This is a genomic window from uncultured Streptococcus sp. (assembly GCF_963545685.1).
Lineage (GTDB): Bacteria > Bacillota > Bacilli > Lactobacillales > Streptococcaceae > Streptococcus.
Window position 1 is genome coordinate 1 of sequence record NZ_CAUUKN010000047.1, and the last position, 11,295, is coordinate 11,295.

20 protein-coding genes are annotated in these 11,295 nt (G+C 39.9%); all 20 read right to left on the reverse strand.

Going from position 1 to position 11,295, the window contains the following annotated elements; translation table 11 throughout:
• On the reverse strand, positions 1–163 hold a 163-nt coding region (rpsH, locus tag RWZ99_RS07595; RefSeq protein WP_314677719.1), incomplete at its 3' end, for a 30S ribosomal protein S8.
• A gap of 122 nt (positions 164–285) precedes the next feature.
• Entirely contained in the window at positions 286–471 is a 186-nt protein-coding gene (locus RWZ99_RS07600; RefSeq protein ID WP_001085699.1) for a type Z 30S ribosomal protein S14, read from the reverse strand.
• Positions 472–488: 17 nt separating this feature from the next.
• Positions 489–1,031: a 50S ribosomal protein L5 gene (gene rplE / locus RWZ99_RS07605; protein WP_314677618.1), complete on the reverse strand. Its 543-nt coding sequence runs from the start codon at positions 1,029–1,031 to the stop codon at positions 489–491.
• Between the two features lie 26 nt (positions 1,032–1,057).
• Positions 1,058–1,363, reverse strand: a complete 306-nt coding sequence (gene rplX, locus RWZ99_RS07610; protein WP_002946158.1) for a 50S ribosomal protein L24 — start codon at positions 1,361–1,363, stop codon at positions 1,058–1,060.
• An 80-nt stretch (positions 1,364–1,443) separates the two neighbouring features.
• Positions 1,444–1,812: a 50S ribosomal protein L14 gene (gene rplN, locus RWZ99_RS07615; RefSeq protein ID WP_002885711.1), complete on the reverse strand. Its 369-nt coding sequence runs from the start codon at positions 1,810–1,812 to the stop codon at positions 1,444–1,446.
• Between the two features lie 24 nt (positions 1,813–1,836).
• Positions 1,837–2,097 carry a 30S ribosomal protein S17 gene (rpsQ, locus tag RWZ99_RS07620; protein WP_002885836.1) on the reverse strand — a complete coding sequence of 87 codons (261 nt, stop codon included), beginning with the start codon at positions 2,095–2,097 and terminating at the stop codon, positions 1,837–1,839.
• A gap of 27 nt (positions 2,098–2,124) precedes the next feature.
• Complete coding sequence (rpmC, locus tag RWZ99_RS07625) at positions 2,125–2,331, reverse strand: 50S ribosomal protein L29 (RefSeq protein WP_002885754.1); 207 nt, start codon at positions 2,329–2,331, stop codon at positions 2,125–2,127.
• Between the two features lie 9 nt (positions 2,332–2,340).
• Positions 2,341–2,754: a 50S ribosomal protein L16 gene (rplP, locus tag RWZ99_RS07630; RefSeq protein ID WP_000960948.1), complete on the reverse strand. Its 414-nt coding sequence runs from the start codon at positions 2,752–2,754 to the stop codon at positions 2,341–2,343.
• A gap of 3 nt (positions 2,755–2,757) precedes the next feature.
• Complete coding sequence (gene rpsC, locus RWZ99_RS07635; RefSeq protein ID WP_002885727.1) at positions 2,758–3,411, reverse strand: 30S ribosomal protein S3; 654 nt, start codon at positions 3,409–3,411, stop codon at positions 2,758–2,760.
• A gap of 12 nt (positions 3,412–3,423) precedes the next feature.
• Positions 3,424–3,768 carry a 50S ribosomal protein L22 gene (gene rplV / locus RWZ99_RS07640; RefSeq protein WP_002887063.1) on the reverse strand — a complete coding sequence of 115 codons (345 nt, stop codon included), beginning with the start codon at positions 3,766–3,768 and terminating at the stop codon, positions 3,424–3,426.
• Between the two features lie 15 nt (positions 3,769–3,783).
• Positions 3,784–4,062 carry a 30S ribosomal protein S19 gene (gene rpsS, locus RWZ99_RS07645; RefSeq protein ID WP_000533765.1) on the reverse strand — a complete coding sequence of 93 codons (279 nt, stop codon included), beginning with the start codon at positions 4,060–4,062 and terminating at the stop codon, positions 3,784–3,786.
• A 93-nt stretch (positions 4,063–4,155) separates the two neighbouring features.
• Complete coding sequence (gene rplB / locus RWZ99_RS07650; RefSeq protein ID WP_314677704.1) at positions 4,156–4,989, reverse strand: 50S ribosomal protein L2; 834 nt, start codon at positions 4,987–4,989, stop codon at positions 4,156–4,158.
• Between the two features lie 17 nt (positions 4,990–5,006).
• The gene (locus RWZ99_RS07655; RefSeq protein ID WP_002887066.1) at positions 5,007–5,303 is read right to left on the reverse strand and encodes a 50S ribosomal protein L23; all 297 of its coding nucleotides are present in this window, start codon (positions 5,301–5,303) and stop codon (positions 5,007–5,009) included.
• Positions 5,303–5,926: a 50S ribosomal protein L4 gene (gene rplD / locus RWZ99_RS07660; RefSeq protein WP_288588929.1), complete on the reverse strand. Its 624-nt coding sequence runs from the start codon at positions 5,924–5,926 to the stop codon at positions 5,303–5,305. The genes RWZ99_RS07655 and rplD overlap by 1 nt, the downstream gene beginning before the upstream one ends.
• Positions 5,927–5,950: 24 nt before the next feature.
• A complete protein-coding gene (rplC, locus tag RWZ99_RS07665; protein ID WP_314677709.1) occupies positions 5,951–6,577 on the reverse strand; it encodes a 50S ribosomal protein L3 in 627 nt (208 codons plus the stop codon).
• Between the two features lie 81 nt (positions 6,578–6,658).
• A complete protein-coding gene (gene rpsJ, locus RWZ99_RS07670) occupies positions 6,659–6,967 on the reverse strand; it encodes a 30S ribosomal protein S10 (RefSeq protein WP_002885653.1) in 309 nt (102 codons plus the stop codon).
• 244 nt (positions 6,968–7,211) lie between these two features.
• Positions 7,212–8,213: a Holliday junction branch migration DNA helicase RuvB gene (ruvB, locus tag RWZ99_RS07675; protein ID WP_314677711.1), complete on the reverse strand. Its 1,002-nt coding sequence runs from the start codon at positions 8,211–8,213 to the stop codon at positions 7,212–7,214.
• An 83-nt stretch (positions 8,214–8,296) separates the two neighbouring features.
• A complete protein-coding gene (locus tag RWZ99_RS07680) occupies positions 8,297–10,117 on the reverse strand; it encodes an acyltransferase family protein (RefSeq protein WP_314677713.1) in 1,821 nt (606 codons plus the stop codon).
• Positions 10,114–10,524 (reverse strand): hypothetical protein, encoded by a 411-nt coding sequence (locus RWZ99_RS07685; protein WP_314677715.1) that lies wholly within the window; start codon positions 10,522–10,524, stop codon positions 10,114–10,116. Before RWZ99_RS07685 ends, RWZ99_RS07680 begins: the two co-directional genes overlap by 4 nt.
• A complete protein-coding gene (locus RWZ99_RS07690) occupies positions 10,521–10,955 on the reverse strand; it encodes a low molecular weight protein-tyrosine-phosphatase (RefSeq protein WP_314677717.1) in 435 nt (144 codons plus the stop codon). The genes RWZ99_RS07685 and RWZ99_RS07690 overlap by 4 nt, the downstream gene beginning before the upstream one ends.
• Positions 10,956–11,295: the final 340 nt, after the last annotated feature.

Consider the following 11,295-nt stretch of genomic DNA (forward strand, 5'->3'; position numbering starts at 1 on the left):
CATCTTCAATAACTTCAACGTTTTTTACAAAACCTTCACGTTTAAGGATTTCAGCAATACCTTTTTTAATGTTTGATGCAGGTACTTCAAGTACTTCGTGCTTAGCTTGGTTAGCGTTACGAATACGTGTCAAGAAATCTGCAATTGGGTCAGTCATAACCATTTTATATTTTCTCCTCTTACTAGTAGTTTGAATAATTCACTTGCTAGTTAATGATTGAGCTAGGCTCAGTTTGTGTTTTATACATTCAACTTAGAAAGGTCTAACTTGAATGAATCATAATTTTACCAAGAAGCTTTGGTAACACCTGGAATTTGACCTTTGTAAGCCAATTCACGGAAGCAAACACGGCAAAGTTTAAATTTGCGATAAACTGAGTGTGGACGTCCACAACGTTCGCAACGAGTGTAAGCTTGCGTAGAGAACTTCGCAGGGCGTTTGTTCTTAGCAATCATAGATTTTTTAGCCAATTTATTTACCTCCTAGATTATTTTGCAAAAGGCATTCCAAGGCCTTTAAGCAATTCACGACCTTCTTCGTCAGTGTTAGCAGTAGTTACGATAACGATATCCATACCACGTACTTTATCAACATCGTCGAAGTTGATTTCTGGGAAGATAAGTTGTTCTTTAACACCAAGTGTATAGTTACCACGTCCATCAAATGATTTAGTTGGAACACCATGGAAGTCACGAACACGTGGAAGTGAAACTGACACCAATTTATCCAAGAATTCGTACATGCGTTCACCACGAAGGGTAACTTTAGCACCGATCGCTACACCTTCACGAAGACGGAAGCCAGCGATTGATTTCTTAGCTTTAGTAATCAATGGTTTTTGACCTGAAATAAGTGCCAACTCAGCAGCAGCTTTTTCAAGAGTTTTAGCGTTGTTTACAGCTTCACCAACACCCATGTTGATAACAATTTTATCAACTTTTGGCACAGCCATAACTGAAGAATAGTTAAATTGTTCAGTCAAAGCTGGAATTACTTCGTTAGTGTATTTTTCTTTAAGACGGTTAGCCATTTAATACTTTCTCCTTTCCTTCGTGATTAGTCAAGCACTTCGCCTGATTTTTTGTTGTAACGAACTTTCTTGCCGTCAACAACTTTGTAACCTACACGTCCAGCTACACCATTCTTGTCAAGAACTTGAACGTTTGAAGCGTGGATTGGTGCTTCTTTTTCCACGATAGCACCTTGAGGGTTTTCAGTTGATGGTTTTTGGTGTTTTTTAATGATCGCAACACCTTCAACAACAACTTTGTTTACTTTTGGAAGAGCCTTAAGAACTACTGCTTCAGTTCCTTTGTCTTTACCAGCAATAACGCGAACTTTATCGCCTTTTTTTACAAACATTTGAGTATTTCTCCTATTATTTCTTACGCCCTAATGGGCACCCTGAATAAATCAGGGGACTAAGTTTGTGTTAATTCAGATTAAAGTACTTCTGGCGCCAAAGATACGATACGCATGTATCCACCTTCACGCAATTCACGTGCAACAGGGCCAAAGATACGAGTTCCACGAGGAGTTTTGTCATCGCGGATGATTACTGCAGCGTTGTCATCAAACTTGATGTATGAACCGTCTGGACGGCGAGCACCAGTTTTTGTACGAACGATAACAGCTTTAACAACATCACCTTTTTTAACAGCTCCACCTGGTGTAGCTTGTTTTACAGTTGCAACGATAACGTCGCCGATGTTAGCGAATTTACGTCCTGAACCACCAAGAACTTTGATAGTCAAGATTTCACGAGCACCGCTATTATCAGCAACTTTTAAGCGACTTTCTTGTTGAATCATTTCAATTGTCTCCTTTTAGTTTTATTAGATAATAACAGCTTCTTCCACAACTTCTACAAGACGGAAGCGTTTTGTAGCTGAAAGTGGACGAGTTTCCATGATACGAACGATATCGCCTTCTTTAGCAACGTTGTTTTCATCATGTGCTTTGTATTTTTTAGAATAGTTGATACGTTTACCATAGACTGGGTGGTTACGTTTAGTTTCAACTACAACTGTGATTGTTTTATCCATCTTGTCAGATACTACGCGTCCAACAAGGGTTTTACGTTGATTACGTTCCATTATTAGAATTGCTCCTTTCCCAATCTATTATTTGATTTCAGATTGCACAGTTTTAACACGTGCAATTTGTTTTTTCACTTCATTCAAACGGGCAGTTTGATCAAGTTGACCTGCTGCAGCTTGGAAACGAAGGTCGAAAAGTTCTTTCTTAAGTTCGTTTTCTTTTTTAGCAAGCTCTTCTTGAGACAAGCCACGAAGCTCAGCAACAAACTTTTTGATTTCTTCAAGTTTCATGTCTTCTCCTTATTCTGCTTCACGTTTTACGAATTTACATTTAACTGGCAATTTGTGGCTTGCAAGACGAAGCGCTTCGCGAGCGATCTCTTCAGATACACCAGCAACTTCAAACATTACTTTACCACGTTTAACTGGTGCTACCCAACCTTCAGGTGCCCCTTTACCAGAACCCATACGTACACCGATAGCTTTAGCAGTGTATGATTTGTGTGGGAAGATTTTAATCCAAACCTTACCACCACGTTTCATGTAACGAGTCATGGCAATACGAGCAGCTTCGATTTGGCGGTTAGTGATCCAGTGGCTAGTTGTAGCTTGAAGACCGTATTCACCGAATGCTACTTCTTTTCCACCTTTAGCTTCACCGCGCATTTTTCCACGGAATTCACGACGGTGTTTAACACGTTTAGGTACTAACATTTGTTATTTGCCTCCTTTAGTGTTTTTACGAGCTGGAAGAACTTCTCCACGGTAGATCCAAACTTTAACACCAAGTTTACCGTAAGTTGTGTCAGCTTCTTCCCAAGCGTAATCGATATCAGCGCGAAGTGTGTGAAGTGGAACTGTACCTTCTGAGTATCCTTCTGCACGGGCGATATCTGCACCGTTCAAACGACCTGATACTTGAGTTTTGATCCCTTTAGCTCCAGCACGCATTGCACGTTGGATAGCTTGTTTTTGTGCACGACGGAAAGCAACACGTTGCTCAAGTTGACGAGCAATAGTTTCACCAACAAGGTGAGCGTCCAAATCAGGTTTTTTGATTTCAACGATGTTGATGTGAACTTGTTTTCCAGTCAATTTATTAAGTTGAGCGCGAAGAGCATCAACGTTTGATCCACCTTTACCGATAACCATACCTGGCTTAGCAGTGTGAAGTGAAACAATAACTTTGTTTACAGCACGTTCGATTTCAATAGTTGAAACTGAAGCGTCTGCAAGTTCTTTTTGAATAAATTTGCGGATTGCCAAATCTTCGTGAAGGTAATCTGCGTATTCTTTTTCAGCATACCATTTCGCATCCCAGTCACGGATGATCCCGACACGCATACCAATTGGATGTACTTTTTGACCCACGAGTTTACCTCCTTATTTTTCTGACACAACTACTGTTACGTGAGTTGTGCGTTTGTTGATTGGTGAAGCTGAACCTTTCGCACGTGGACGGAAACGTTTCATTGTTGGTCCTTCGTTTGCGAATGTTTCAGATACTACCAAGTTAGCTTTTTCCAAACCAAAGTTGTTTTCTGCGTTAGCGATAGCAGAGTTAAGAGTTTTCTCAACAATGCGAGCTGCTTTGTTTGGAGTGAATTTCAAGATTGCGATTGCATCAGCAACGTTCTTACCACGGATAAGATCAAGAACAAGACGTGTTTTACGAGGTGAAACACGCACTGTACGAGCCATTGCTTTAGCTGAAGTAATTTCTGCCATTGTGTCCTCCTCCTATTAACGACGTGTTTTCTTATCGTCAGCTGCGTGACCTTTGTAAGTACGAGTTGGTGCAAATTCACCAAGTTTGTGACCTACCATGTCTTCTTGGATGTAAACAGGAACGTGTTTACGTCCATCATAAACTGCGATAGTGTATCCGATGAAACTTGGGAAAATCGTTGAACGACGTGACCAAGTTTTAATTACTTTTTTCTTTTCGTCATTTGCTTGAGCTTCAACTTTTTTCATCAAATGCTCATCGACGAAAGGTCCTTTTTTAAGACTACGTCCCATTTTGTAGTTTTCTCCTTTAAATTGAATGTACCACAGCGGCTTGCACTAAGAAGTGCTACCGAGTTGGCGGATGTAATGTGCTAAGCGACTAACTTATTTTTCGTTACGACGACGAACGATAAGTTTGTCAGATTTAGCTTTCTTGTTACGAGTTTTAAGACCAAGCGCAGGTTTACCCCATGGAGTAGATGGCGCTTTACGTCCAACTGGTGCTTTACCTTCACCACCACCGTGTGGGTGATCGTTAGGGTTCATTACAGAACCACGAACTGTTGGGCGAACACCTTTCCAGCGATTACGACCAGCTTTACCAAGGTTGATAAGTGATTGTTGTTCGTTACCTACAGTACCGATAGTTGCACGACAAGTTCCAAGAATCATACGAACTTCTCCTGATTGAAGACGAACAAGTACGTATTTACCTTCCTGACCCAAAACTTGAGCAGAAGCACCAGCGGCACGGATAAGTTCAGCACCTTTACCTGGTTGAAGCTCAATGTTGTGGATAACTGTACCAACTGGGATGTTTGCAAGTGGAAGAGCGTTACCAACTTTGATATCCGCATCTGGACCTGAAACGATACGTTGACCTACTTCAAGACCTTTAGGTGCGATGATGTAAGCTTTAACCCCGTCAGTGTAGTGTACAAGAGCGATGTTTGCAGTACGGTTTGGATCATACTCAATTGTTTTAACAACCGCTTCAACGCCATCTTTGTTACGTTTGAAGTCAATCAAACGGTAGTGGCGTTTGTGTCCGCCACCTTGGTGACGTACTGTGATACGACCGTTGTTGTTACGACCAGCTTTGTTCTTAAGAGAAACAAGCAATGATTTTTCAGGAGTGCTTGTAGTGATTTCTGCGAAATCCAAAGAAGTCATGTTACGACGGCCATTTGTCGTTGGTTTATAAACTTTAATACCCACGTTAATTTCTCCTTTGATTATTCAGCTTCAGCTGCAAACAACTCGATTGCTTTAGAATCAGCTGTAAGAGTGATGATAGCTTTTTTAGTTTTTGAAGTGAAACCAGTGTAACGTCCTACACGTTTTTGTTTTGGTTTAACAGTTACAGTGTTCACGCTAGCAACTTTAACACCTTCAAATGCAGCTTCAACTGCTTGTTTGATCAAGAGTTTGTGTGCACGTGTATCAACTTCGAAAGTGTATTTTCCTGCTTCAAGAGCAATCATAGATTTCTCAGTGATAACAGGTTTTTTGATTACGTCATACAAATTCATTATGCAAGAACCTCCTCGATTGATGAGATAGCTTCTTTAGTAACAAGAAGTTTATCTGCGTTTACGATGTCAAGTACGCTTGCAGTTGCAGGAGTTGCAACAGTTACGTTTGCAAGGTTACGTGCTGAAAGTTCAGCGAATTTGTTTCCTTCTTCAACGATAACAAGTACTTTAGAATCGATGCTAAGAGCTGAAAGAACGTTTGCGAATTCAGCAGTTTTTGGAGCCGCAAATGAAAGAGCTTCAACCGCTACAAATTTATCTTCTGCAACTTTAGCTGAGTATACAGATTTCAATGCAAGGCGACGAACTTTTTGTGGAAGTTTGTATCCGTAAGAACGTGGAGTTGGTCCGAAGACAACACCACCACCACGCCATTGTGGTGAGCGGATAGAACCTTGACGAGCACGTCCAGTTCCTTTTTGACGCCATGGTTTACGTCCACCGCCTGATACTGCTGAACGGTTTTTAACCGCATGAGTACCTTGGCGAAGGCTAGCGCGTTGGCTGATTACGACATCAAATACTACTGATTCGTTTGGTTCGATACCGAAGATAGCGTCGTTAAGTTCAACTGAGCTAACTTCTTTACCAGTTTGGTCAAATAGTTTTACGTTTGCCATTTTTAACTGATTTCTCCTTTCTTATTATTTAGCAGATTTAACTGCTGATTTGATAGTGATAAGAGATTTCTTAGCACCTGGTACGTTACCTTTGATAAGGATAACGTTTTTCTCTGGGATAACTTGTACAACTTCAAGGTTTTGAATTGTCACACGGTTGCCACCCATACGTCCTGCCAAGTGTTTATTTTTGAAAACACGGTTAGGCGCTACAGGTCCCATTGAACCTGGACGACGGTGGTAACGAGAACCGTGAGCCATAGGTCCGCGTGATTGACCGTGGCGTTTGATAACACCTTGGAAACCTTTACCTTTTGAAGTACCAGTTACATCAACAACGTCTCCAGCTTCGAATGTGTCAACAGTGATTTCTGATCCAACTTCCAAGCCTTCAATGTTTTTGAATTCACGAATGAAGCGCTTAGGAGCTGTGTTAGCTTTCGCTACATGGCCTTTGGCAGGTTTGTTGCTCAATACGTCACGAAGGTCATCAAAACCAACTTGAACTGCGTTGTAACCATCTGTTTCAACTGTTTTAACTTGAAGAACAACGTTTGGAGCTGCTTCAACAACAGTTACAGGGATTAATTCGCCAGCTTCAGTGAAGATTTGAGTCATTCCCACTTTTTTCCCTAAGATTCCTTTTGTCATGAGAAAATATTTCCTTTACTTTAATGTATTTCAAAAAGTTTTTAACGAGCGTTTTTTATGCTCAATGAATCAAGCTTTGAATTAAAGTTTGATTTCGACGTTCACACCACTTGGAAGATCAAGTTTCATCAAAGCGTCAACTGTTTTTTGAGTTGGGTTGATGATGTCGATGAGACGTTTGTGTGTACGCATTTCAAATTGTTCGCGAGAATCTTTATATTTGTGAGTCGCACGAATAATTGTGTAGAGACTACGTTCAGTTGGAAGTGGAACTGGTCCAGCAACTGTCGCACCAGTGCGAGTTGCAGTTTCTACGATTTTTTCAGCCGCTGTATCAAGCGTACGGTGTTCGTAAGCTTTCAAACGGATACGAATTTTTTTGTTTGCCATTTTTTCTCCTCTTTCGTCTATTTAAGATAATAGGCTAGCTCCTCAAGAAAACCAACACGGATTGCGTGGCAGTGCAACCAGGCGTGTCGCAACCTCTTGTATCATAGCTAAGCGCTGTTTTTACAGCACCATAATATAATAACAGAAGAACCCATTCATTGCAAGGGTTTTTTGAAATTTTTTACCTTTTTTTATTTTACTTTTCAACTAAATCAAAAACCCACCTTTCTAGATGGATTTTTGATTAATTATCTTGAGTGTAGTCATATCCCATATGCTCATATGCTTTTGCAGTTGCCACACGTCCTGTTCGTGTACGCATAATGAAACCTTTTTGAATTAGGTAGGGTTCATACATATCTTCTACTGTTTCTCGCTCTTCAGAAATATTAACTGATAAAGTACCTAAGCCAACGGGGCCTCCCCCATACATCTCAATCATCGTTCGAAGGATTTTTTGGTCAACGTAGTCTAACCCTTCATGATCTACATCTAGCATAGTCAAGGCCTTATCTGCAATCTTATCGTCAATGATACCATCACCCATGATTTGAGCATAGTCTCGCACGCGCTTAAGTAGGCGGTTGGCAATACGTGGTGTTCCGCGACTACGCCGTGCTAATTCCAAGGCGGCCTCTGGTGTTATTGTCATTTCAAAGATTTCCGAAGTACGTTCTACAATCTCTGTCAAATCAGGTAACTCATAATATTCCATATGACCATTAATCCCAAAGCGGGCTCTCAAAGGATTTGATAACATACCTGCTCGTGTGGTCGCACCAACCAAAGTGAAGGGAGGTAGGTCCAGGTGAACACTTCGACTTGTTTCACCTGCTCCAATCATGATATCGATGTAGTAATCCTCCATCGCACTATAAAGAACTTCTTCCACTGCCATAGGCATACGATGAATCTCATCAATAAACAAGATGTCCCCAGGCTCCAAGTCATTGAGTATGGCAACTAAATCACCAGCCTTTTCAATTGCCGGCCCAGACGTTTGCTTCAAATTCACTCCCATCTCATTGGCGATTACAAACGCCATAGTCGTTTTACCCAAACCAGGCGGGCCAAACAAAAGGGTATGATCTAGAGCCTCATCACGGAGTTTAGCTGCTTCTATAAAAATTTTTAATTGGTCCTTAACCTTATCCTGACCAATATATTCCTTAAAGTACTGAGGGCGAAGGGTACGTTCAACGTACTCTTCATCCCCTAGTAAATCATTATCTAATATTCTTGCCATAGGCTTATTTTAGCACAAAACAAAAAACTGAGTCAAAATTTGTCCACAAAAAAGAAGACAAGTCTTGCCTTCTCTCTTTATTATTATTTACCACCCTTAACAGGTTTCTTATTTGCTTCCGCGATAGCCTCTTTGATTGTATTGGCATAGAGCTTAGCACCACGGTTAATAGAGTCACTATCAGATCCAAAGTGAACCCCATCTGTACCATTCCAGATAGAAATATTTTCTTTAGCAACTTGATACCAATCAGCAACCGTCACAAAGTCATATTTCTTAGCCATCTCTAACTGATACTTACGTAACTGAACTAGAGATTCAGCTTCACTCCCAGACTTACTACCATTGTATGGTGTCACAAAGATAATACGGTGACCTTTAGGTAAATTCTTGATGATTTTATTAATAACACCTTTGTAGTCATCAATCTCATTAACACCACCAGCAATAACAACATTCTTCGTAAGAGCGTTACTATCCGCGTAATCTTTAAGTAAGTCATTGATTGTTGATAAATTACGGCCGACTACTGCATCTATAGCGACATTATCAATACTTGATTCAATCTGATCTTTTGCCCTAAGAGCAACGGAGTCTCCTAGAATTGTCACTCCTTCATTCACGTCAAAAGAGGTAGCTTGACTATTTTCAGCATTGGTACGTGTTAATTTCATCTTAGTCTGAGCTTGTGACAATCCGTTAGCTACCAAGTCTTTCTCAAAGTCTCCAATAGCTGGTGCAAAGAGAGAAATAAGCACTGTAATCAAGGTGAGCCCACTGAAGATATATAGCACAATATGTCGGTAAGGTGTCAAGTCCAAATCTATTCCAAAGAGACTTGACTTTCTTCCTGCAATAAACGGCTCTATTATATGATAGGAAAGTGTCGCAAAAACGATTGACAAAATTGTTGTCAGTATGACTGCAATGATATTATTGGTTAATTGGCTAAAGATAATATATAGTGGCCAGTGGAACAAATAGACGCTGTAGCTGATATCCGCTAAATAACTAATAAAAGCAGGCTCTGATTTACCAGGTAACTTCTCATGGAGAATACGTGCAGAGTAAATCATGACAGCTGTAAACAAACTAGCCAAAACAAATCCAAATAGATAGGTAATACGTTCTTCAAAATGAAGGACTAAGCCCAACAGCAAGAGCAGAGCAAAGCTACCAACCATATATAGGACTGTCTTTTTCAAATCCCAAAGTCTAATATTTTTCTTGAACCTAGCAGTCGTCTCATGTACACCTGAAAGCGTTGCAAATAGCGAACCTAAAAAGAAAGGATAAGCATGCGTAATTGAAGAAAAATACAAACGGGAAAAATTATCAACAAAGAAAGCACTAATAAACATTGAGAGGAAACTCAGCGTAAAGCAGGTAAGAGATACCATGAAAACTAAGCTTCTAAATTGATTTTGATGCTTAACACGCTTTGCCAGGAACCAAAGCAAGGCACCCCAGAGAATATAATAATGAACCTCAATAGCCAGACTCCATGTGTGGAGGTAGATATGCTGGTTAAACTGATTCTCATAATTCCCCCCAGTTAAAATTTCATAATAGTTAGTTACAAAACCAATAACAGAGGTGATTTGACGCCCGATGCCTGCAATGAAATCATTTCGAACCAAGAGCGCTAAAGGGGTACAGATAAGAACCATCAGTACGAGTGGTGGCACTATACGGTAAAAGCGTCGTCGCATAAAACCAAGATAATCAATGCGATGCGTCCTAGATACTTCATCAATCAAAAGTGCCGTAATCAGATAGCCTGAAAAAGTAAAGAAGACATCAACACCAATGAAGCCTCCAGGAAGAAGACTTGGGAAGAAATGATAGACAAGAACCAAAAGAAGCCCTGTCACACGAATATAAGAAAACCAGTTAATTCTCATCCTTTAAAAATCCCTTGTTTAAATTTTCCTTTGTAGATAGCCTTATTTTCAGTAGTCAATTTCCCTTGACCATCTGCTTGACCAGACTTAAACTCTCCTTCATAAGTCCAACCTTCGTGAGATTTAAAAGTTCCTTGACCATTAAAGGAACCATTTTTAAATCCACCCGTATAGGTATCACCGTTATCATAAGTCAGAGTTCCTTGGCCATTTAAACGATGGTTCTGCATCTGACCTTTATAGGTAATTTTAGTCCCATCAATTTTAATAGAATGTTGCGTTTTTATAGTCACCAACAACAAGGACAGGGCGCATAAAATAATAATCCCTACCGTGATACGCTCAAATTGATTACGATCAATATTAATATTTTTGAAATCAAAATTCTTTAGCTGTTTAAAATTCATTGTCTATCCTTAATCCACTGTAACCACTCTTGGCAACCTGCAGTTACCAAATTGTATGTTTCTTCAAAATCACCTGTGTACCATGGGTCCGGAACCCCGCCAGGTCTAAAGAGCTTAATTTTATCGTTATAACGACCCGCAGATACTTGTAGAAGATCCTCAACATTTGACTCATCCATCCCCACAATCAGATCAAAGAATTCAAAATCCGACTGATTTATCTGTTGTGAACCTTTGGAAGAATCAAAAGAAACCTCATATTTCCTTAAAATCTTTTGAGTTCCTTGGTGAACTGGATTTCCATGTTCCCAAGAAGAAGTTGCACGACTTTCAATATGCAAAGACCCATCTTGGTCAAGCGCTTTCATTACAAACTCCGCCATAGGGCTTCGACAAATATTTCCCAGACAAACAAATACAACCTTGTTCATTATTCACCTCTTACCCAAAGCTATTAAGAAATCTGCTCACTTATTCTCTTTATTACAATTGTGAGCATACTTCTAAATCATGAAAGTAGGTTCTCATTAATTTTCATTTAATCAAACCATATTATACCGAAAAACGAATCAAATAGAAAGACTTCTTTCCTAATACTATCGAAAAATTAACACGCGTTTTTTTCTAACAGTTACCAAGTCATATATGGCCTTATTCTGTTTACTGATTTAGGGCCTTATTCTCTTTACTGACTAAAGAAAAAAAGAACCTAGTTTCGGCACTGCACCCTTATAATGGGACACAAGAAAAACACATTCATGAGGCCAGTTT